This is a genomic window from Vibrio atypicus (assembly GCF_009811315.1).
Lineage (GTDB): Bacteria > Pseudomonadota > Gammaproteobacteria > Enterobacterales > Vibrionaceae > Vibrio > Vibrio atypicus.
Map to the genome: position 1 here is coordinate 94196 of NZ_BLID01000007.1, position 20333 is coordinate 114528.

At 42.9% G+C, this 20333-nt stretch carries 22 protein-coding genes and 1 tRNA gene; 17 read left to right on the forward strand and 6 right to left on the reverse strand.

Going from position 1 to position 20333, the window contains the following annotated elements; all coding sequences use genetic code 11:
• Nucleotides 1–169 precede the first annotated feature (169 nt).
• Genes GVO60_RS15340 through GVO60_RS15355 form a run of 4 tightly spaced genes read left to right on the forward strand, consistent with a single transcriptional unit; the run spans nt 170 to nt 4618 of the window.
• A complete protein-coding gene (locus GVO60_RS15340; RefSeq protein WP_159655551.1) occupies nt 170–2821 on the forward strand; it encodes an SMEK domain-containing protein in 2652 nt (883 codons plus the stop codon).
• Nucleotides 2818–3195, forward strand: coding sequence for a hypothetical protein (locus tag GVO60_RS15345; RefSeq protein WP_031829232.1), 378 nt, complete (start codon nt 2818–2820; stop codon nt 3193–3195). Before GVO60_RS15340 ends, GVO60_RS15345 begins: the two co-directional genes overlap by 4 nt.
• Nucleotides 3179–3580 carry a hypothetical protein gene (locus tag GVO60_RS15350; protein ID WP_031829233.1) on the forward strand — a complete coding sequence of 134 codons (402 nt, stop codon included), beginning with the start codon at nt 3179–3181 and terminating at the stop codon, nt 3578–3580. Before GVO60_RS15345 ends, GVO60_RS15350 begins: the two co-directional genes overlap by 17 nt.
• 3 nt (nt 3581–3583) lie before the next feature.
• Entirely contained in the window at nt 3584–4618 is a 1035-nt protein-coding gene (locus GVO60_RS15355) for a radical SAM/SPASM domain-containing protein (protein ID WP_108677791.1), read from the forward strand.
• A gap of 248 nt (nt 4619–4866) precedes the next feature.
• Here GVO60_RS15355 and GVO60_RS15360 read toward each other — a convergent pair.
• The 5 genes from GVO60_RS15360 to rpsU form a co-directional block, all read right to left on the reverse strand.
• Nucleotides 4867–4942, reverse strand: a tRNA-Ile gene (locus GVO60_RS15360).
• A gap of 149 nt (nt 4943–5091) precedes the next feature.
• Nucleotides 5092–6954 carry an RNA polymerase sigma factor RpoD gene (rpoD, locus tag GVO60_RS15365; RefSeq protein WP_159655552.1) on the reverse strand — a complete coding sequence of 621 codons (1863 nt, stop codon included), beginning with the start codon at nt 6952–6954 and terminating at the stop codon, nt 5092–5094.
• Between the two features lie 98 nt (nt 6955–7052).
• Nucleotides 7053–8810 (reverse strand): DNA primase, encoded by a 1758-nt coding sequence (gene dnaG / locus GVO60_RS15370; RefSeq protein ID WP_159655554.1) that lies wholly within the window; start codon nt 8808–8810, stop codon nt 7053–7055.
• A 106-nt stretch (nt 8811–8916) separates the two neighbouring features.
• Nucleotides 8917–9360 (reverse strand): GatB/YqeY domain-containing protein, encoded by a 444-nt coding sequence (locus tag GVO60_RS15375; RefSeq protein WP_159655556.1) that lies wholly within the window; start codon nt 9358–9360, stop codon nt 8917–8919.
• Nucleotides 9361–9385: 25 nt separating this feature from the next.
• The gene (rpsU, locus tag GVO60_RS15380; RefSeq protein ID WP_001145625.1) at nt 9386–9601 is read right to left on the reverse strand and encodes a 30S ribosomal protein S21; all 216 of its coding nucleotides are present in this window, start codon (nt 9599–9601) and stop codon (nt 9386–9388) included.
• Nucleotides 9602–9830: 229 nt separating this feature from the next.
• On the opposite strand from rpsU, the gene tsaD reads away from it, so the two are divergent.
• Both tsaD and GVO60_RS15390 read left to right on the forward strand, forming a co-directional pair.
• Nucleotides 9831–10847, forward strand: a complete 1017-nt coding sequence (gene tsaD / locus GVO60_RS15385) for a tRNA (adenosine(37)-N6)-threonylcarbamoyltransferase complex transferase subunit TsaD (protein WP_159655558.1) — start codon at nt 9831–9833, stop codon at nt 10845–10847.
• Nucleotides 10848–10980: 133 nt separating this feature from the next.
• Entirely contained in the window at nt 10981–11793 is an 813-nt protein-coding gene (locus GVO60_RS15390) for an alpha/beta fold hydrolase (protein WP_159655560.1), read from the forward strand.
• Nucleotides 11794–11823: 30 nt separating this feature from the next.
• Here GVO60_RS15390 and plsY read toward each other — a convergent pair whose 3' ends face one another.
• The gene (gene plsY / locus GVO60_RS15395) at nt 11824–12432 is read right to left on the reverse strand and encodes a glycerol-3-phosphate 1-O-acyltransferase PlsY (RefSeq protein WP_159655562.1); all 609 of its coding nucleotides are present in this window, start codon (nt 12430–12432) and stop codon (nt 11824–11826) included.
• Between the two features lie 147 nt (nt 12433–12579).
• On the opposite strand from plsY, the gene folB reads away from it, so the two are divergent.
• The 11 genes from folB to rpoS all read left to right on the forward strand — a co-directional run bounded on the left by folB (nt 12580) and on the right by rpoS (nt 20284).
• Nucleotides 12580–12933, forward strand: a complete 354-nt coding sequence (gene folB, locus GVO60_RS15400) for a bifunctional dihydroneopterin aldolase/7,8-dihydroneopterin epimerase (RefSeq protein WP_159655564.1) — start codon at nt 12580–12582, stop codon at nt 12931–12933.
• Nucleotides 12930–13415, forward strand: a complete 486-nt coding sequence (folK, locus tag GVO60_RS15405) for a 2-amino-4-hydroxy-6-hydroxymethyldihydropteridine diphosphokinase (protein WP_159655566.1) — start codon at nt 12930–12932, stop codon at nt 13413–13415. Before folB ends, folK begins: the two co-directional genes overlap by 4 nt.
• Before the next feature lie 19 nt (nt 13416–13434).
• Nucleotides 13435–14238 (forward strand): undecaprenyl-diphosphate phosphatase, encoded by an 804-nt coding sequence (locus GVO60_RS15410; protein WP_159655568.1) that lies wholly within the window; start codon nt 13435–13437, stop codon nt 14236–14238.
• A gap of 113 nt (nt 14239–14351) precedes the next feature.
• Nucleotides 14352–14630, forward strand: coding sequence for a cell division protein FtsB (ftsB, locus tag GVO60_RS15415; RefSeq protein ID WP_159655570.1), 279 nt, complete (start codon nt 14352–14354; stop codon nt 14628–14630).
• The gene (gene ispD / locus GVO60_RS15420) at nt 14631–15338 is read left to right on the forward strand and encodes a 2-C-methyl-D-erythritol 4-phosphate cytidylyltransferase (protein ID WP_159655572.1); all 708 of its coding nucleotides are present in this window, start codon (nt 14631–14633) and stop codon (nt 15336–15338) included.
• A 3-nt stretch (nt 15339–15341) separates the two neighbouring features.
• Nucleotides 15342–15818, forward strand: a complete 477-nt coding sequence (gene ispF, locus GVO60_RS15425; protein WP_159655574.1) for a 2-C-methyl-D-erythritol 2,4-cyclodiphosphate synthase — start codon at nt 15342–15344, stop codon at nt 15816–15818.
• Nucleotides 15819–15874: 56 nt separating this feature from the next.
• Nucleotides 15875–16918 carry a tRNA pseudouridine(13) synthase TruD gene (gene truD / locus GVO60_RS15430; protein WP_159655576.1) on the forward strand — a complete coding sequence of 348 codons (1044 nt, stop codon included), beginning with the start codon at nt 15875–15877 and terminating at the stop codon, nt 16916–16918.
• The gene (gene surE / locus GVO60_RS15435; protein WP_159655578.1) at nt 16918–17676 is read left to right on the forward strand and encodes a 5'/3'-nucleotidase SurE; all 759 of its coding nucleotides are present in this window, start codon (nt 16918–16920) and stop codon (nt 17674–17676) included. The genes truD and surE overlap by 1 nt, the downstream gene beginning before the upstream one ends.
• A 2-nt stretch (nt 17677–17678) precedes the next feature.
• Entirely contained in the window at nt 17679–18305 is a 627-nt protein-coding gene (locus tag GVO60_RS15440) for a protein-L-isoaspartate(D-aspartate) O-methyltransferase (protein ID WP_159655580.1), read from the forward strand.
• A gap of 2 nt (nt 18306–18307) precedes the next feature.
• Entirely contained in the window at nt 18308–19216 is a 909-nt protein-coding gene (gene nlpD / locus GVO60_RS15445) for a murein hydrolase activator NlpD (protein ID WP_159655582.1), read from the forward strand.
• A gap of 72 nt (nt 19217–19288) precedes the next feature.
• Nucleotides 19289–20284: an RNA polymerase sigma factor RpoS gene (gene rpoS, locus GVO60_RS15450; RefSeq protein ID WP_159655584.1), complete on the forward strand. Its 996-nt coding sequence runs from the start codon at nt 19289–19291 to the stop codon at nt 20282–20284.
• The last annotated feature ends 49 nt before the right edge of the window (nt 20285–20333 follow it).

The window sequence follows — 20333 nt, forward strand, 5'->3', positions numbered from 1 at the left end:
GTTAATGTGATCACTTTGTCTAATCATTGGTGATAAGTTGCAATGCTTTTTAGTGCTAAGCAACGATATGAGCTCCGCTCAAAGGGCAACCTTATGATATGTAAGTACAATTGAGCTAGCTAGCGACATAAAAAGCTAATCGATAGATTATCGATTTATTGAGACATATATGAATCAACAAGAGCTATTAACAAGAATTAACGCACTGTTGGGACGATTTGCGTATGAGGTGAGGGTTTCAAATGCAACAGGGTTGTTTGATATTAATATTCTTGCGGAAGACTTTTTAGTTCCTATTTTATCTGTGGTTTTTGACTGCCCTGATTTGAAAAATCAAAATCACGTTCAAATGAATTTTCCAGCAGTAGACTTAGGTTGTAATACAAGTCGAATATCAATTCAAGTAACTTCAGATCCATCCGCTCCAAAGATAATTAAAACGATAAAGAAATTTCGAGAGCATGAACTGAATAAGTTGTTCGATACTCTTTATATCTATGTTATATCGGAAAAACAGAAAACATATAGGTCTTCAGCTCTTGAATCTGAGATTAAAACTTGTCCTGTTGATTTTAATACTCGAGATAATATTCTAGATTATAGAAGCTTGGCTGAAAGGTTAAGCACTCTAAGCAGTGAAAAGCTAGATATTATTCGAAATCATTTAGAGTCTGAGTTTGATAAAGTTGATTCAAATTTAAAATTTAGAAAGAGCTTGACTGAATTTATTAGTGTAAGCCAAAAGAAAATTGAAGATGAAAAGAAGACTAAGAAGTATATTCCATCTGTATTTGTAGAAACTTCTGAAATAAAAGATTCTGTCCGTTTTTTTTCAAATCCTAAGTTTTTTTATAGAAAAATTGATTACGATTTACAACGTATTAACCTTGAGAGCTGCAACCATTTTCTTGAGTTATCAAGAGTTGAACCGCTAAATATTGAAGTCAATGATTTGATATCACTTCCAGAACCAAATAGTCTTGAAGACTTAAATACTCGACTATTAAAACAGCAAGAGGCTGTTAAGAGGTTTAAGAAAGCCATTACACCTCTGTCTTGGCGAAGCGAAGAGAATGAAAAATTTAGTCCTCAAGCTGACTTGAAAGATTACTGGAGAGTTTTTAAGTATAATGTTGAATCAAGTACAACTGGTATTTATTATCAGTTAAATGACATTTTGGATAAAATTAAAATATCAACTTCTAAGATATTCTTAGTTACCGGAATGGCAGGCCAAGGGAAAACTAACTTCGTGTGTGATTTAGTAGAAAATCAACTTCAACGATTTGAGGTTCCAACTATATTCATACCTGCGAGACTCTTAAATCATTACTCTTCTCCAAATCGGATTTTATCTTATATAACCAACAATCGTTTTTGTCCAAGTTTATCGAGCCTGCATGAATTATTTGAATTGCTAAATAATGTAGCGTCAGAGTCTGGTAAACCATTCATTATAGCGTTGGATGGGATAAACGAAGTTAACGATCTGCAAGGGTTTGTTGATGAGCTTAAGATATTCCTTGATGCGTTATGTCAGTATGATTTTATCAAGATTATTGTTACGTGTAGAAATGAGTTTTTCGAACACAAGTTTTCTGGAGTATTTGAACCTCACTTTTCAGACTACCTATATCGTGTTCAGGATCTCAGGAATGAAATGTCTGAAAATAATAAGTCAAAACTCCTAACTGAGTATTTTGATTATTTTAATATTAATCTTAGTCTTTCAGGAGTGTCAAAAAAATTCTTGATGAATGATCTGATTCTTCTGAGGTTATTTTGTGAAATATTTGAAGGACAAGATATAGGATATGTTCCTGATATATATAAAGGAGAATTGTTCGAACGTTATTTGATGATGAAAATAGAGCAGTTTCCGCTAGAGCAGCAATCAATTGCTATTGGTTCCCTGAGAAAAATTTGTCACCAGATGCTTAAGAATGAGGATTTTTCGTTGGTGTCAAATGCTTGCTTCGATGCTGTTGAGCGGCAGGTCATAGAGAAGCTAGTTGGCGAGGATATCATTTTAAGAAGAGAGCTACCTCCGTCAGGGTTGATGTCACTGGGCATTGAGAACATTTCGTTCACATATGATGAAATGAGGGACTTTCTACTAGCTTACTTTATGGTGGCAGATGTTGGAGCGGATAGACAAGATATCAGTATATTCGAAAAAATGAGTGATTGGCCAATCTATGAAGGTCTATTCCGCTATACCTATATCTTAGCCAGAAAACATAATAATCAATCGGTTACATCGTTGTGTGAGAGCTTCGATGACTTTATCACCCACTATGTGAACAACTTGCCACTTCTATCTGCGGATTTGCAATCAGATGAAGATATTGAACGTGTAACAAGTATATTAAAGGAAAGTTCTATCCGTTCAGAAATACAGTCCGTTGCTTGGTTTCTCTTTAGGAAAAGAGATGCTTCTGAACTGCTTAACTTGAGCGTTTTAAATATGCACTTAAGTAAATTGAATGATGATGAGTTAGAGCGGTTTTTAAGCTTTATGTATGGCGAAAATCTCGGATATGGACGCAATGATTGGAAAGAAGATCTAAGTAGACAAGTTGGAAGTTTGAAAGACTATAGCGATGAAGAGAAGGTATCACTTGATCCATTGGTCTTGACGTTCATTTTATATACCTTGCCTTATGTATATTGGGAGCGGAGGGAATATGTCCTTGATTTCTTTAATAAGTACAAGGATCACGATAACGTAGCTGCTGCCATAGTCTCTTGTCAAGACGCTTGTTCAGAATGTATTCAAGTATACTTACGTGAGTTAGAGTTGGGAGTCGAAGAGTCGTGAGGGATGAAGTTAAGTTTATTGTTGCTACCTCTTGGGAGCCAAACCTTGAAGAGTTTTTGTCATCTCTAGGAATATCATCGGGAGGTTTTGGAGCACAAATTTTCTCTTCTGTTTATGATGCGTTTTTTAAATTCTCAATCAACTTAACAGAAGAATATGAACGATTTTACTCAGTAGAGTATGGATGTTTATCGGACTATGTAGAAATTCGATATGGTAGAAAGCTCAGTGATGAAGACTTGGAGGCCAAAAGGATATTTGCTGTAACTCGGATTCCACAAGTAGTCGACGACGACTATGAAGATAATAAATTGGAAGTAGTTTTGAACAGTCTTGCTATTTTGAGTGAGGTAAGCAATGAAGATAAAGCTTGATTTTGTATCTAATAGTTCATCAACCTCATTTGTCTATATCTCAGACACTGAATTGACTTTAGATACGTTTCTAGAATCGGTTGGTGTTGACAAGGATGGCCCTGTAGGAGACCTGTTTTGTGATATGTATAACGAGTTACATGACGCGATTGTGAATTATGGTAAACCGATCAAAACGGAAGAAGAAGCAAATGCTTTGTTAGGTTCTTATGAATTTACTCCTGATGTTATTGATAAGATGAAGGATGGTATTGCCACTGGGAAAAATGTCATTACTTCATCATTGAGTAGCGATGGTGAGTTTGCAGAGTCTCTTCTTTGTATGGCAGTGTTTGAAATCGACTCTGAACACTTCTATGTCAATGCTTACAATAACTACTGGTGATATATGCTTAAGGTAAATCGGTTTAAAGATCTTGGTTATACAGCAGTTTTTAATAGTGTTACTGGTTTCTTTGCTCGTATTCCCGATAAAGATAATCCAGAGCCATTTTGGTCTCCACATGGCCCTGAGCTAATGGATATATCTATAACCAACTGGTGTGATAAGGGATGCTCATTTTGCTATAAGTCATCGACAAATCGCGGAAAGCATATGAGTTTGGATGATTATAAGCTAATCATCAACCAAGCAGCTGAGATGGGAACCTTTCAGGTAGCTTTGGGAGGCGGGAATCCGAATCAGCATCCAGATTTCATAGAAATATTAGAGTATACGAAGTTAAAAGGAATTGTTCCTAACTATACATCGAATGGTCGCGGACTGAGTGATGAAGTTCTAGAGGCAACAAAAAGGTGCTGCGGAGCTGTAGCCATTTCTGCGTACCCTCCATATGATGAGACCGAACAAAGCTTACAAAAGCTGCTTAGTGCTGGAGTTAAAGTTAACTTACATTTTATCTTAGATGCTCATAGCATTGATACAGCGATAAGCTGGTTAAAGGAGCCCCCAGAGTTTTTGATGGGGATTAATGCAGTCATATTTCTTAATTATAAGCCTTCAGGAAGGAAGGTCTTTGAAGACAAGCTGTTAAGAAACAGCGATAGACTTGATGAGTTTTTTAGGTTGGCTACATCCTCAGAGAGAAAGCTAAAGGTTGGATTTGATGCCTGTTGTGTTAGTGGCGTATTTGCGAGAACAAATGCGAGTCCGGTTATGGTTGATGCCTGCGACGCAGCAAGATTTTCAATGTATGTATCAGAAGATTTAAAGGTATACCCATGTTCTTTTCAAAGTGGTCTAGAGGCTGGAGATACTTGGAATAGGGATACATCATTAGTAGATATATGGACTAAATCAGCAAACATGCAATCTTTTCGTAATTACTTTAACTCAGAACGTTGTGCTGGTTGTAGTTACATCTCAACCTGTAAGAATGGTTGTCCTATTTTTGAACAGCTTGTGGTTTGTGGGAACCGATAATCTATGCATGGCTTGAGATTATGAGCTCTGTCTCATTCATAATCGATAGCAGTGCATGATAGTGGTTATCTGTGTATAGAGCTCACTTTATCCAGTGCTATCTAAGGAACTAACGAGCATGAGTTATTTCGCTTATAACGGAATGAGGCAGAGAGCACGGATTTAGAAAAAAGTAGCACATGTGTAGCACAGCGACTGAAAAGCAAAAGGCCTGAGAACAAATAAATGCTCTCAGGCCTTTCTGTATATGGTGGCCCCTCCCAGACTTGAACTGGGGACCAATCGATTATGAGTCGACTGCTCTAACCACTGAGCTAAGGGGCCATATAGGGCAATGATTATAGGGGATGCAGATCTTGCTGTCTAGCCAGAAGAGGGGGTAAATGCGCTTAGTTTTTATCCACTCAAATCGATTAAATAAAAAAAGGTGAGCAATCGCTCACCTTTTCATCAATAACTGACTAGCAGCTAAATTATTCGTCTAGGAAGCTGCGCAGAGTTTCTGAACGGCTTGGGTGACGAAGCTTACGCAGTGCTTTCGCTTCGATCTGACGGATACGCTCACGAGTAACGTCGAACTGCTTACCAACCTCTTCTAGAGTGTGGTCTGTGTTCATATCGATACCGAAACGCATACGCAGTACTTTTGCTTCACGAGGCGTTAGGCCAGCAAGTACGTCTTTCGTCGCAACTTTTAGGCTACCTGATGTTGCTGAATCTAATGGCAACTCAAGTGTTGTATCCTCAATGAAATCACCTAGATGCGAATCTTCATCGTCACCAATTGGTGTTTCCATTGAGATTGGCTCTTTAGCAATTTTCAGTACTTTACGGATCTTATCTTCTGGCATTTGCATGCGCTCAGCCAGTTCTTCCGGTAGCGGCTCACGACCCATCTCTTGCAACATTTGGCGAGAGATACGGTTTAGCTTGTTGATCGTTTCGATCATGTGTACCGGAATACGAATTGTACGAGCTTGGTCTGCAATCGAACGAGTGATTGCCTGACGAATCCACCAAGTAGCATAAGTAGAGAACTTGTAGCCACGGCGGTATTCGAATTTATCTACTGCTTTCATCAGACCGATGTTACCTTCCTGGATTAGATCCAAGAACTGTAGACCACGGTTGGTGTATTTTTTAGCGATAGAAATTACAAGACGTAAGTTCGCTTCAACCATCTCTTTTTTCGCACGGCGAGCTTTTGCTTCACCGATAGACATGCGACGGCTGATGTCTTTAATATTTTGAACAGTCAGTGATGTTTCATCTTCAATCATCTTAAGTTTTAAGATTGAACGACGAATGTCATCTTCGCTGCGACGGATTTTGTCTGCGTACGGCTTATCAGACGCTAGAATTTCATCTAGCCATGCATCACTTGATTCATTACCGCTAAATAGTGCAATGAATGACTTCTTCGGCATTTTGCCGTACTCAACTGACGCCTTCATGATAAGACGTTCTTGAGTACGTACACGTTCCATAGAAGTACGCAGTTCGTTTACTAGGTAGTCAAACTGCTTCGGCGTTAGACGGAATTCTTTGAATACGTCAATCACCATCTCGTGAGCAAGTGTTGCTTTCGGGCTTTCGTTGCCGTACTCGTTGCACGCTAGCTGGAAGTTTTGGAAAGTGTTGCGTAGTGCAGTGAACTTCTCAAGAGCAAATTCAGGATCAATACCTGTATCTTCCTCTTCTTCCTCTTCATCGCTATCGTTCGCGTCTTCCTCTTCTTCTTCGTCTGCTTCTTCATCTTTCAGATCAGTTTCAGCAAGCTCAGAACCGATGTGTGTCGCCGTTGGTGCGGCAGTCTCATCAGCGTCAGGGTCAACGAAGCCAGTGATAAGGTCAGTTAGGCGAAGTTCTTCAGCCTGAACTTTATCAAATTGCTCAAGGATGTAAGGGATAGTGCCTGGATACTCAGCCACTGCGTTTTGAACTTGGTTGATACCATCTTCAATACGTTTCGCGATGTCGATCTCGCCTTCACGAGTCAATAGTTCAACAGTACCCATCTCACGCATGTACATACGTACTGGGTCTGTTGTACGGCCGATTTCATTCTCTACGCTTGAAAGTGCCGCTGCAGCAGCTTCTGCTGCATCTTCATCGGTGATGGTTTCATCATCATTCAGGGCAAGATCATCAGCATCTGGTGCTGTTTCTACAACACGGATACCCATGTCGTTGATCATCTGAATGATATCTTCTACTTGCTCTGAATCTACGATTTCTGCAGGTAGGTGGTCATTTACTTCTGCGTAGGTCAGATAGCCTTGTTCCTTGCCTTTAATGACAAGTTGCTTTAGCTGTGACTGCGGATTTTGATCCATAGACGGTATCCAACTTAGTATCTGGTGAAGGAATTAGTATGCGAGTTGCAAACCACACATAGTAACAAATTAATTGATTGCTGGCTAATCGAACAGGGTTACGCTTTCAAATCTAGCATTAAGGCTAGTAGCTCCCTTCTTTCTTCGGTTGATAAACCGACACTTCTTTCTTTAGCTTGCAGATTCTCAATTTGTTTTTCGACGCACTGGGCAAGAATCTTATCCAATGAATCTAAAAATATATCTTGTTCATTGTCGTCATCTAGTGGGATTTCCCACCCTGCGAGACGAGAGAACAAAGCCTCATGGCTACTGTTTCGCCAGTGTTCTATTAACTGGCCCGTTCTGATATTGGGGTGGAGGTGACAATATTCAAGCACCTCAACAAATAAACTTAGTCCAGGTACTGTTAACTCTCTCACACTTGAGAGATCCGGTACCATTTGAGCATAGCTCGGATTTTGGATAAGCAAAGCAATGACTTCACGCATTGGTGTTCGCTTCAGCTCTTTATGCGGTTGAGGTCTTGTTTCACTGGTTTTTTTACGCGGTTGGCGTAATTGATTGTCAAAACCAGTTCGCTCATCCAATAGTTTTTCTAGAAGTTCCTGAAAGTATGGATCGGGTATTTTATTGATCAGCGCACTCGCATGAGCTCGCAGGGCTGACTTCCCTTCTGTGTTACCTAGGTTGATCTGATGAATCTCAATCAGGTTATCAAACAGGTAGCTTGAGAGCGGTGTTGCCTGCTGGACTTGCTGTTCAAAGGCTTCTTTACCATATTTTCGAATGTAGCTGTCTGGGTCTTCGCCATCTGGTAAAAACAGAAACTTCAGCGTATTACCTGTTTTTAAATACTGTAGTGCATTTTCTAATGCTCGCCATGCTGCTTCTCTACCTGCGCGGTCACCGTCATAGCAACAGACGACGGTATTAGTTTGGCGGAATAATAGCTGAACATGGTCGCCAGTCGTCGAGGTACCCAATGAGGCAACGGAGTAATCAACCCCATATTGCGCCAGTGCTACCACATCCATATAGCCTTCTACGACTAGGATCTGTGATGGTTCACGATGTGCCTGCATGACCTCATATAAACCATAAAGCTCTTTGCCTTTATGGAAGATAGGGGTTTCTGGCGAGTTTAAGTATTTAGGCGTACCGTCACCCAGAACACGACCACCAAAGCCAATGACTCGACCACGGCGATCTCGAATCGGAAACATGACACGGCCACGGAATCGGTCATAGCGATTGCCTTTGTCGTTTTCAATCAACATCCCGCCAGAGACAAGCATCTCTTGGCTTTGTTGCTGTTGCCCAAAGTTTTTCCTAATCAGATCCCATTCGTCTGCTACATAGCCGATGCCAAATTTTTGGACGATCTCCCCAGAAAGCCCACGATTTTTTAAATATTCAATCGCAATTTTGCTGGTCGATAGCTTAAGTTGATCTCGATAAAACTGAGCGATACTGCCCATAAGATCATACAAACTGCGCTTTTGTGCTGAACTGGCCTGTGGTTGGTTTGATTGAAATCCACCACCTTGACGTTGCTCTCTTGGGACGTCGAGACCTAAGGAAGAGGCGAGTTCTTCAATTGCTTCCACAAAATCGAGTCGCTCGTACTCCATCAAGAAGTCGATGGCATTTCCGTGCACCCCACAACCAAAACAGTGATAGAACTGCTTTTCTTGGCTCACACTAAAAGAAGGGGTCTTTTCATTATGGAATGGGCAACAAGCGCCGTAGTTTTTACCTTTTTTCTTAAGTTTCACACGTGCGTCAACGATATCGACAATATCGAGTCGAGCTAGAAGGTCATCAATGAAGCTACGTGGGATGTGTCCTGCCATAAAACCTAACAAAAAAAGTTAAACTGTAATGAAAAGAGAGAAGGCTAGATACAAACAAGCCGTGCGTCCAGAGGATAGCACGGCTTGTTGCAAACAGGTTGGGAAGTTAAGCTAACTTAGAACGAACTAAGCCACTTACTTTACCCATATCTGCACGCCCTTGAATTTGAGGTTTAAGCACGCCCATTACTTTACCCATGTCTTGCATGCCCGCTGCACCAGATTCCGTCATTGCTGCTTCAATAAGAGCAACAACTTCTTCGTCAGTCAGTGGTTGAGGCATAAAGTCCTCAAGTATTGTAATTTCAGCCTGCTCAACATCAGCAAGGTCTTGACGACCTGCAGATTCGTACTGAGCGACAGAATCGCGACGTTGTTTAACCATCTTTACCATCACAGCAAGAATGTCATCATCGTTCAGAGTGATCTGTTCGTCGACTTCACGTTGCTTGATAGCTGATAGAGCTAAACGGATAGTGCCAAGGCGTAATTTATCCTTGGCTTTCATCGCTAATTTTTGCTCTTCTTTGAGCTTGTCAATAAGAGCCATAACTATATCCTTGTGGACTTAGTTATTAGTACAGGCGAACGCGACGAGCGTTTTCGCGAGCAAGCTTCTTAGCGTGACGCTTTTGAGCTGCTGCTTTAGCGCGTTTGCGAACTGTAGTTGGTTTTTCGTAGTGCTCACGACGACGCACTTCAGAAAGGATACCTGCTTTTTCGCAAGAGCGTTTGAAACGACGTAGTGCAACGTCGAACGGTTCGTTTTCACGTACTTTAACTACTGGCATATGCCTTTCACCTCAGGGGTTAATTCGTTAATGCTGACTTCACAGTGCCTAGCTCAGTTGCTGGGCCTACAATCAGCTTGATCAAAAATGGTGCGGAATTTTAATCCGATCACACATACTTTGTAAAGTATTTTGTTGAGTACAGTTTGCACAAAATTTGTTTGATGAGCAAAGGCGCGGTAATATTGCGCCAATTTTGAATTATAGACGAACACATCCAGGGTAAACCATGCGCATTATTGGTATCGAAACCTCTTGTGATGAAACAGGAATTGCTATTTATGATGATGAGAAAGGCCTACTTTCGCATCAACTATACAGTCAGGTAAAACTGCACGCCGACTACGGTGGTGTGGTACCTGAACTGGCTTCCCGTGATCACGTAAAGAAAACTATCCCGCTTATTAAAGCTGCGATGGCAGAAGCGAACTTAACGCCAAAAGATATTGATGGTATTGCTTATACCGCAGGTCCTGGTTTGGTTGGCGCGTTACTTGTCGGCGCGACGATTGGTCGAAGCTTAGCCTATGCTTGGGGGGTCCCTGCTGTGCCTGTTCACCATATGGAAGGTCACCTTCTTGCGCCTATGTTAGAAGATAACCCACCACCATTTCCATTTGTGGCGGTATTGGTATCGGGCGGCCACTCAATGATGGTGGAAGTAAAAGGTATCGGTGAATATAAGATTCTAGGTGAGTCGATTGATGACGCGGCGGGTGAAGCGTTTGATAAAACAGCAAAACTTATGGGGCTTGATTACCCTGGTGGCCCTTTGTTGTCTAAATTGGCAGAAAAAGGCACGCCGGGCCGTTTTAAGTTCCCACGCCCAATGACAGATCGTCCTGGTTTGGATATGAGCTTTTCTGGCCTGAAAACGTTCACAGCAAATACCATTGCCGCTAATGGTGATGATGAGCAAACTCGCGCAGATATTGCTTTAGCATTTGAAGAAGCGGTGTGTGCGACGTTGAGCATTAAATGTAAGCGAGCGCTTGAGCAGACTGGCTTTAAACGTATTGTTATTGCTGGTGGCGTGAGTGCAAACCGTCGTTTACGCTCTGATCTTGCCGATCTAGCGAAGAAGATTGGTGGTGAGGTTTACTACCCTCGTACGGAATTTTGTACCGACAATGGTGCAATGATAGCGTATGCGGGCATGCAACGTCTTAAAAACGGTGAAGTTGCCGATCTTTCCGTTCAAGCAACTCCACGTTGGCCGATTGATCAACTGGAACCGATCGCTTAACCGCTCAACAAATAAAAACTAAGGTCGCTCAAGTAGCGGCCTTTTCTTTTATTTGTCTTGAACTCTTCCGAGGTCTTACAATCAAAATAAATGGTAAGCTCCTATTTTATAAAAACAATCAATGGATAGAAAAATGCAAAAATTTGCTGTCGATGGCCGCGAGATGGCTTATCAAGATGTGGGGTCTGGCCCCGTTGTCGTTTTTGGTCATAGTTATTTGTGGGATAGCAAAATGTGGGCGCCGCAAGTCGAAGCGTTAAGCCAGCACTATCGCTGTATTGTTCCCGACCTATGGGCTCATGGAGAATCACAACCAGCGCCAGAGAGCACTCGTTCATTAACAGATTACGCAAAGCAGATCGTTGCTTTACTTGATCATCTAGAGATCGAACAATTCTCAATTGTTGGTTTATCTGTTGGTGGCATGTGGAGCACAGAGGTCGCAGCACTTGTACCATCTCGACTTCGTTCTCTCGTTCTGATGGATACTTTCGTTGGATTAGAGCCTGAAGTCACACACAAAAAGTATTTTGGTATGTTGGATGCGATTACTCAGGCTCAATCGGTTCCAGATCCGATCATTGATGCCGTAACACCGTTGTTTTTTGCTAATAATGCCAGTGAAGATAGCCCTGAGTTAGTTTCTCAACTTTCTGCATTTCTGGCTCAATTAAAAGGTGAGCAGGCGGTTGAAGTCGCGCGAGTTGGTCGAATGGTATTTGGTCGCCGCGATCAAATTGAAGAGATTGAGAAATTTGCTTTACCAGTATTGATCGCTGTTGGTCAAGAAGATAAACCCCGTCCAGTGCTTGAGTCTTACTTGATGCATGACTGCATTACTGGATCTGAATTGATCCAAATTCCAAAGGCCGGCCATATCTCAAATCTAGAGCAACCAGATTTTGTCACGGGTATGTTGGAAGATTTTCTGGCGAAGCACGCTTAGTCGTCGATTACTTGGAATAAAGCCTAATTGTTAGGCTTTATTCATTGCTTCTTTCTTATCACCAATCTTAGGCTCAGAACCATCCAGCAGTCGTCTAATGTTTTGATGATGCCTAAATACGATCAAGCAACAGAGCATGGCTACGGGTAGAGTGTATTGTGGCTTGAGCATCCAAGTATAAAGCGGCGCAAGCAATACGGTGACTAAGGCTGCTAGTGATGAGTAGCGAAAACAAAATGCAATCGCCAACCAAGTTCCTATTATCATTGCCGTAAAATCTAAGCCGATCGGTGCAATCGCTCCAAGTGCTGTTGCGACGCCTTTCCCGCCTTTGAAGTGAAAAAACAGTGGATACATGTGGCCCAAACAGGCTGCAATAGCGATCACACCCAGTATTACGGGATCAATACCAAGAAAAAATCCACCCCAAACCGGAATTGTGCCCTTCAACATGTCACAAAGCAGGACTGATGCTGCGGCTTTTTTGCCGCCGATACGTAATACATTTGTGGCGCCAGGGTTATTGGATCCCATTTTTCTTGGGTCTGGTAGACGCAGCATTCGACAAATTAAAACCGCACTCGAGATTGAACCTAACATGTAGGCTGCAATGATCATAACAAGTGCTAATGGGGTCATATAAATTTAACTCGTCTTTGGAGATGTTTGTTAGGCAACTACTTGATATTATATCGAGCTTGCCTGCGTCAACAATACTGCTTCGGGCAAACGAATAGTACGACTTTTTGTCAAAATTGGGTATCCGACCTCTAAAGGAAGTAACGCATGGATAAAGTATTTATCGAGCAGCTAGAAGTAATTACTACGATTGGTGTCTACGATTGGGAGCAAGAGATTAAGCAAAAACTCGTGCTTGATATTGAAATGGCCCACGATAACCGTCCTGCGGGAAAAAGTGATGATGTTGTTGATGCGCTTGATTACTCTCAAGTTAGCCAAGCGGTATTAGAGCATATTGAAGGTGGGCGATTCCTGCTTGTTGAGCGCGTTGCAGAAGAGATTGCTGAGCTGATTATGGCTCGATTCTCTGTGCCATGGATTAAGATCCGCTTAACGAAACCGGGTGCTGTACCTCAGGCTAAAGGCGTCGGTGTCGTGATTGAGCGAGGCACTGCATGACAACGGCATATATTGGAATCGGATCCAATATTGAGCGACATAAACATATAGAAGCAGCAATCACGGAGCTTCGCGCGATAGGAAGCGATGTTCGAGTATCGACTATCTATGAATGCGAAGCGATCGGCTTTGATAGTCATGCGTTTTACAATCTTGTCGTAGAAATGAAAACCGCGCTAAATTTAGCGGATTTTGCACGACAGCTACGTGATATTGAGCTCAAATGGGGCCGCGCAGTGGACGCGAGCAAGTTTGAGGCAAGAACCATTGATTTGGATATTGTTCTTTTCGGTCAACATATCTCCTGCTCACAGCCAGAACTCCCTCGTCGCGATATTTATAAATATGAGTTTGTTTTGCAGCCATTAATGGACCTCTGTCCTGAATTGGTTGTGCCAAATGATGGTAGAACCATTGCCCAGATTTGGCAGCAATCGAGTTTTGAATCTTCTTTAGTGCCAATACCATGTTGGTTTAATTAATAATTTTAGTGGAATTGTAATGAGTTACTTTGAAGCGTTTGTTTTGGCTTTGATCCAAGGTTTAACCGAGTTTTTGCCGATTTCGAGTTCGGCGCATTTAATTTTACCTTCAGCTATTCTCGGTTGGGAAGATCAAGGCTTAGCATTTGATGTTGCTGTGCACGTTGGTACGTTAGCGGCGGTAATGATTTATTTTAGAAAAGAGGTGGTTTCTCTGCTCACTGCATTTTTTGCCTCTATCTTCAAAGGCGATCGCAGTAAAGAAGCGAAATTGGCGTGGATGATTCTTATCGCGACTATCCCAGCTTGTATACTGGGCTTGTTTATGAAGGATTTGATTGAGATCTACCTACGTAGCGCTTGGGTAATTGCGACCACGACTATCGTTTTTGGTTTGCTGCTTTGGTACGTCGACAAAAACGCAAAACTGGCTGCTGATGAGTATCAAGCGGATTGGAAAAAAGCGGTCTTTATTGGTTTAGCGCAGGCGATGGCATTAATTCCAGGTACATCTCGTTCTGGCGCAACGATTACCGCAGCCCTTTATTTGGGGTTCACCCGTGAAGCTGCCGCACGTTTCTCTTTCTTAATGTCGATTCCAATTATTTTGCTTGCAGGCGGTTACCTAGGCCTAAAACTGGTGACCAGTGGTGAGCCAATTCATTTTGGGTATCTGTTCACAGGTATTATTACTTCATTTATTAGTGCGTACATCTGTATTCACTTCTTCTTGAAGCTGATTTCTCGAATGGGTATGACACCATTTGTTATCTACCGTTTGATTCTAGGTGTTGGCTTGTTTGCTTTCTTAATGATGGCGTAACTTCTCTCATTTCAGAATAATCTTTATTGAGGCCACATAGTCCAATCTCGCGCCTACAGCGACATTGTGATATATATGTGGTCTTTCTTTATCTCTCTTCTTTGAATCAACTTATGCGAATTTTTGCACTGACTCTTCTGATTGTTTTAGGCTGGCTGCAATTTGAATTGTGGTTCGGCAAAAACGGCGTTTCTGATTTTCAATTGGTCAATGCTGATATTGAAGTCCAGCATCAAGTAAATGGCAATTTGCAGACTCGTAATAACGAAATGTTTGCTGAGATTGACGACTTGCGTCAAGGGCTTGATGCCATTGAAGAACGAGCGCGTCATGAGCTCGGTATGATCAAAGAGGGAGAAACTTTCTACCGTATTATTGGAGAGGATGATTAAATGTCCGATCTTAATGGTTTGTCGATTGTAGCGATTGTTCCAGCCGCAGGAGTTGGAAGTCGCATGAAAGCTGATCGTCCGAAGCAATATCTATCGATTGGTCATCAAACCGTACTGGAACATACTGTCGAGAAATTACTCTCACACCCTGCGATTTCGAAAGTGATTGTGGCGATCAGTGACGGAGACCCTTACTACCCAGAATTATCTATTAGCCAAAGTGTTGATGTTGTTCGTGTTGCGGGCGGTAAAGAGCGTGCGGACTCAGTGCTTTCAGGTTTAGAGTATGTCTCTTTGCATAAACTGTCTGATTGGGTCATGGTTCATGATGCAGCAAGGCCTTGTGTGGCATTGGCCGATATTGATCGTCTTATTGCGGAGTCGATAGCGCATCAATGCGGTGCCATATTGGCAACGCCCGTTCGCGATACGATGAAACGTGGTAATCGAGAGCAAAGCATAGACCATACGGTAGAAAGGGAAGCACTGTGGCATGCACTTACCCCACAAATGTTTAAAACTGAGCAACTGACCCATGCGTTATCTTCTGCACTAGCTGAAAATGTCGCGATTACTGATGAAGCCTCGGCACTAGAATGGTTGGGTGAATCCCCGGCTTTAGTGGCGGGGAGTGCCGATAATATAAAAATTACTCAACCTGAAGATCTGGCACTTGCTGAGTTTTATCTGACGCGTAATAAAGGATAATTTATGATTCGAATTGGTCACGGTTTTGATGTTCACAAGTTCGGTGGCGAAGGCCCAGTGATTATTGGCGGCGTTGCTGTCCCTTATGAGCAGGGCTTGATTGCTCACTCAGATGGTGATGTTGCTTTACATGCTTTATGCGATGCTTTACTTGGTGCTATTGCGGCCGGAGATATTGGCCGCCACTTCCCAGACACCGACGATGAATGGAAAGGGGCCGACAGCCGCGATCTATTGCGTGATGTTTACCGTCGAGTAAAAGAGCAAGGTTACGTACTGGGCAATGCTGACGTAACGATTATGGCTCAGGCTCCTAAGATGGCACCGCATATTGAAGCAATGTGCCAAGTGATCGCGCAAGACTTAGAAACAGAGCTCTCCAACGTCAACGTGAAAGCGACGACGACAGAGCGTCTAGGCTTTACTGGGCGTAAAGAAGGTATCGCGACTGAAGCGGTAGTATTACTTATTAAAAAATAACTCAGTTATGTGTGGTCTATTATCCCTAAATAGAGCCGCACGTAATGGAACATGATATGTCTGACATTCTATCTTCACTGGCTTACCTAAATGGTAAACCGACTGCCACTGGCAAAATTAAAGCACAACCTGAACATTTCCAAGTGAATGAAATCCTTGGTTATGAGTTTGCAGGAAGTGGTGAGCACTTAATGGTTCGAATTCGCAAAACCGGTGAAAATACCAGTTTTGTCGCGAACGAGTTAGCCAAGGCATGCGGTGTTAAATCTAAAGATGTGAGCTGGGCTGGTCTTAAAGATCGCCATGCTGTGACTGAGCAGTGGCTAAGTATTCACTTGCCTAAAGGAGATATGCCGGACTTCAGCGAATTCCTCAAGCAGTATCCTAGCATAGAGATCCTAGAGACAACACGACACAACAAGAAGCTACGCCCAGGTGAGCTATCTGGTAATCAATTTAGCGTTACATTGTCTGAAGTTAGCGATGTCGCTGATGTCCTTAAGCGTCTAGAGTCAATTGCGGAAACAGGCGTGCCAAACTACTTTGGTAGCCAACGTTTTGGTAATCAAGGTAATAATTTAGAAGAAGCGCGCCGCTGGGGTAAAGAGAACGTACGTACTCGCAATCAGAATAAACGCAGTATGCTGTTGTCAGCCGCTCGCTCTTGGATTTTTAACAATATCCTTTCTGAGCGCATTGAGCAGAATTTGTTTACTCAGGTGGTTGAAGGCGACGTATTACAAGCTGGCTCAGAGCAAGCTCAGGTCGATACGGCTAACCTAGAAGCGATGAACCAAGCTGTCTCTGCTAGTGAAATGAATATCACTGCAGCGATGGCTGGTGACAATGCATTGCCAACGAAGGCTCGCGCATTAGAACTGGAACAGCCTCATCTTGATGCCGAGCCAGATTTAATGGCATTAATCTGCGGTAACCGTATGCGTCATGATCGCCGCGCCATCTCATTAAAAGCTCAAGAATTAAGCTGGATCTCGGAAGGCGATTGCGTCACGTTGAAGTTCTCATTAGATGCGGGCTGCTTTGCAACGGCCATCGTACGTGAGTTGATTGAAGAGATTGAAGTAGAGCGAGTCTATTAATGGAAGATAAAGCGCTTAAGATCTTACTTAGCAACGATGACGGCGTTCATGCTCAAGGGATCCATGCGTTAGCAGAATCTCTACAAGATATCGCTGAAGTCACTATTGTTGCTCCAGATCGTAACCGCTCAGGCGCTTCAAACTCGCTAACCTTAGAGCAGCCATTACGAGTTACAGAGATTGCTGACAAGGTGTATTCTGTGCAGGGAACACCAACCGATTGTGTTCATTTCGCTTTGAATGAGTTAATGAAAGACGCGCTACCTGATTTAGTCCTGACGGGCATAAACCATGGTGCTAACCTTGGTGATGACGTGCTGTACTCTGGCACTGTTGCGGCTGCGATGGAAGGGCATTTCTTGGGCGTTCAGGCGGTGGCCTTCTCTCTTGTAGGTAAGCAACACTTCGTTACGGCAGGAAAAATCGCTAGACAGATTGTCGAGCAGCACCTTGTTAAGCCTATCCCAACCAATCGACTGTTGAACATTAATGTGCCGGATTTACCGTTTGAGCAACTTAAAGGGACAGCTGTGACACGATTAGGCGCGCGCCATCACGCTGAGGCGATGATCAAGCAGCAAGATCCACGAGGTCATGATATTTATTGGTTGGGGCCTCCTGGTAAAGAGCAAGATGCGGGGGAAGGAACTGACTTCTATGCGGTCGACCAAGGTTATGTCTCAGTAACACCACTGCAAGTAGATCTCACGGCGCATGAGTCACTAAGAAGTATGGATAACTGGTTAAAGGATCAATAAGGATGACAAATCCGCAAGCAGATAGATTGATACACTTTCTTGTTGCGAATGGCATTCAGGATAATCATGTTTTAGATGCGGTTCGTTGCTTACCAAGGGAGCAATTTGTTTCTCAAGCGATGATGCATCAAGCGTATGACAATAATGCTTTACCTATTGGGCAGGGGCAGACGATCTCTCAGCCTTACATTGTGGCGAAAATGACAGAGACGCTGGAACTTAATCGTACCAGTAAAGTCTTAGAAGTCGGCACTGGCTCAGGCTATCAAACCGCTGTTTTAGCCCAGCTGGTAGAACATGTCTATTCGATTGAACGGATTAAGTCCTTACAGTGGGAAGCAAAACGACGTTTGAAGCAGCTCGATATTTACAATGTATCGACGAAACATGGTGACGGTTGGCAAGGCTGGGCTGCCAAAGCTCCGTTTGATGCGATCATCGTGACAGCTGCCGCAGAGTCTGTACCTACAGCCTTGCTTGAGCAGCTGGCGGAAGGTGGCATTATGGTGATCCCAGTCGGTACTGAAGATCAGCAACTGCTGAAAATTACCCGTCAAGGTGATACATTCTTATCCGAAGTTATTGAAGTTGTTCGTTTTGTCCCATTAGTGGCGGGTGATCTTGCTTAAAAATGTCAGTTAAATCTCATTCATTGTTGATGATAGGTATATGTAGCGTGCTGTTCGGGTGTGCTGCTCAGTCTCCTGCGCCTGTCTCAGGGCTGAAGAAAGATTACAATTCCGTTTCTCGTGGTAGTTATCGAGGTAGCTACTATGAAGTCGAGAAGGGAGATACGCTGTATTTTATTGCCTACATCACAGATAAGGATGTAAAGGAAATAATTCGTTACAACGACTTGACTGCACCTTACACGATCTTTCCGGGCCAGAAATTACGTCTATGGCAACCGGCTTATACCGCGCCAGCGTACGGCGGAACTGGGGCGGGAGCGCCTGTAGTTGCTGTGACACCAGTTCCAGTATCTCCACCCACCAAATCGAGCAAAAACTCTAATCAAAAGGTTACGCCACCTAGTTCACAAAATACTCAAAAAGTGGCTAAAAAAGAGCCGCCCAAGAAGGTTGAACAATCTAAACCAAAGGAGTATGTTAAACCTACAGGTAAACAAAATGTTAATAAGGTTGTCAGTACAGACAAACCGAAAAATAACAAAGTTTCCAAATGGTTATGGCCGACAAAGGGGAGAGTGATTAAAAATTTCTCTGCTGGAGATCAAGGGAATAAAGGCATCGACATTGCAGGACAGCGAGGTCAGCCAATAGTATCAACAGCAGGTGGCACCGTCGTTTATTCGGGTAATGCGTTACGAGGTTATGGAAATCTTGTGATTGTAAAACATAACGATAATTACTTAAGCGCCTACGCTCATAATGACCGGTTGCTAGTACACGAAGGACAAAGTGTAAAAGCAGGCCAAAAAATTGCCACAATGGGCAGCTCTGGTTCCAATAGTGTTCGCCTACACTTTGAAATTCGCTATCAAGGTAAGTCTGTGAATCCAAAACGCTACTTACCGTAATAATTTACTGACAAGGTAAAATAGCGACATTAGACGTAGTAATGTCTTGCTAGCTCGCCAGGGGGAGGCGCTATGAGTATCAGCAATGCAGCAACGAAAGTCGAAGAATTTGACGTAGAAAAAGAAACCACGGGAGGTTTCCGATCTAACCGAAAATTACCTACATCCAAACCTACAGCCGCTGAAGAGAGCAAAGATAAGGAAGAATTTGACGCTTCAGCCAAAAGCCTAGATGCAACCCAACTTTATTTAGGGGAAATCGGTTTTTCACCACTTCTTACTGCAGAAGAAGAAGTTCTTTATGCTCGTCGAGCCCTACGCGGTGACGAAGCAGCACGAAAACGCATGATCGAAAGTAACCTGCGCCTCGTGGTGAAAATTTCACGCCGTTACAGCAATCGTGGTTTAGCATTACTTGATTTAATCGAAGAAGGTAACTTAGGCCTTATTCGCGCCGTTGAAAAGTTCGACCCAGAGCGTGGCTTCCGTTTTTCTACCTATGCAACATGGTGGATTCGCCAAACTATTGAACGCGCTTTGATGAATCAAACTCGAACCATTCGTTTACCTATTCACGTCGTTAAAGAGCTGAATATTTACCTGCGTACTGCTCGAGAGCTTTCACAAAAGCTTGACCATGAGCCGACAGCAGAAGAAATCGCGTCTAAGCTTGATAAGCCAGTTGATGACGTTAGCAAAATGCTGCGCCTGAATGAGCGTATCAGTTCGGTTGATACACCGATTGGTGGTGATGGCGAGAAAGCATTGTTGGATATTATTCCAGATGTTAATAACTCAGACCCTGAAGTCTCAACTCAAGATGATGATATTAAAAACTCTCTGATTCATTGGCTTGACGAGCTTAACCCTAAGCAGAAAGAAGTACTGGCGCGTCGTTTTGGTTTGCTTGGTTATGAACCATCGACCTTAGAAGAAGTTGGTCGAGAGATTAACTTAACACGTGAACGTGTTCGTCAGATCCAGGTTGAAGGCTTACGTCGCTTAAGAGAGATCTTAATCAAGCAAGGCTTGAGTATGGAAAATCTGTTTAGTGTTACGGAAGAATAGATTAAAGCCGGTAAAGATAAGAAAGCCTTGGCATTGCCAAGGCTTTTTG

Excerpts from the sequence above, each read along its gene's own strand:
- GVO60_RS15340 (WP_159655551.1), top strand. The coding sequence starts at position 170 with ATGAATCAACAAGAGCTATTAACAAGAATTAACGCACTGTTGGGACGA.
- GVO60_RS15350 (WP_031829233.1), top strand. The coding sequence starts at position 3,179 with ATGAAGATAAAGCTTGATTTTGTATCTAATAGTTCATCAACCTCATTT.
- GVO60_RS15355 (WP_108677791.1), top strand. The coding sequence starts at position 3,584 with ATGCTTAAGGTAAATCGGTTTAAAGATCTTGGTTATACAGCAGTTTTT.
- rpoD (WP_159655552.1), bottom strand. The coding sequence starts at position 6,954 with ATGGATCAAAATCCGCAGTCACAGCTAAAGCAACTTGTCATTAAAGGC.
- dnaG (WP_159655554.1), bottom strand. The coding sequence starts at position 8,810 with ATGGCAGGACACATCCCACGTAGCTTCATTGATGACCTTCTAGCTCGA.
- GVO60_RS15375 (WP_159655556.1), bottom strand. The coding sequence starts at position 9,360 with ATGGCTCTTATTGACAAGCTCAAAGAAGAGCAAAAATTAGCGATGAAA.
- rpsU (WP_001145625.1), bottom strand. The coding sequence starts at position 9,601 with ATGCCAGTAGTTAAAGTACGTGAAAACGAACCGTTCGACGTTGCACTA.
- tsaD (WP_159655558.1), top strand. The coding sequence starts at position 9,831 with ATGCGCATTATTGGTATCGAAACCTCTTGTGATGAAACAGGAATTGCT.
- GVO60_RS15390 (WP_159655560.1), top strand. The coding sequence starts at position 10,981 with ATGCAAAAATTTGCTGTCGATGGCCGCGAGATGGCTTATCAAGATGTG.
- plsY (WP_159655562.1), bottom strand. The coding sequence starts at position 12,432 with ATGACCCCATTAGCACTTGTTATGATCATTGCAGCCTACATGTTAGGT.
- folB (WP_159655564.1), top strand. The coding sequence starts at position 12,580 with ATGGATAAAGTATTTATCGAGCAGCTAGAAGTAATTACTACGATTGGT.
- folK (WP_159655566.1), top strand. The coding sequence starts at position 12,930 with ATGACAACGGCATATATTGGAATCGGATCCAATATTGAGCGACATAAA.
- GVO60_RS15410 (WP_159655568.1), top strand. The coding sequence starts at position 13,435 with ATGAGTTACTTTGAAGCGTTTGTTTTGGCTTTGATCCAAGGTTTAACC.
- ftsB (WP_159655570.1), top strand. The coding sequence starts at position 14,352 with ATGCGAATTTTTGCACTGACTCTTCTGATTGTTTTAGGCTGGCTGCAA.
- ispD (WP_159655572.1), top strand. The coding sequence starts at position 14,631 with ATGTCCGATCTTAATGGTTTGTCGATTGTAGCGATTGTTCCAGCCGCA.
- ispF (WP_159655574.1), top strand. The coding sequence starts at position 15,342 with ATGATTCGAATTGGTCACGGTTTTGATGTTCACAAGTTCGGTGGCGAA.
- truD (WP_159655576.1), top strand. The coding sequence starts at position 15,875 with ATGTCTGACATTCTATCTTCACTGGCTTACCTAAATGGTAAACCGACT.
- surE (WP_159655578.1), top strand. The coding sequence starts at position 16,918 with ATGGAAGATAAAGCGCTTAAGATCTTACTTAGCAACGATGACGGCGTT.
- GVO60_RS15440 (WP_159655580.1), top strand. The coding sequence starts at position 17,679 with ATGACAAATCCGCAAGCAGATAGATTGATACACTTTCTTGTTGCGAAT.
- nlpD (WP_159655582.1), top strand. The coding sequence starts at position 18,308 with ATGTCAGTTAAATCTCATTCATTGTTGATGATAGGTATATGTAGCGTG.
- rpoS (WP_159655584.1), top strand. The coding sequence starts at position 19,289 with ATGAGTATCAGCAATGCAGCAACGAAAGTCGAAGAATTTGACGTAGAA.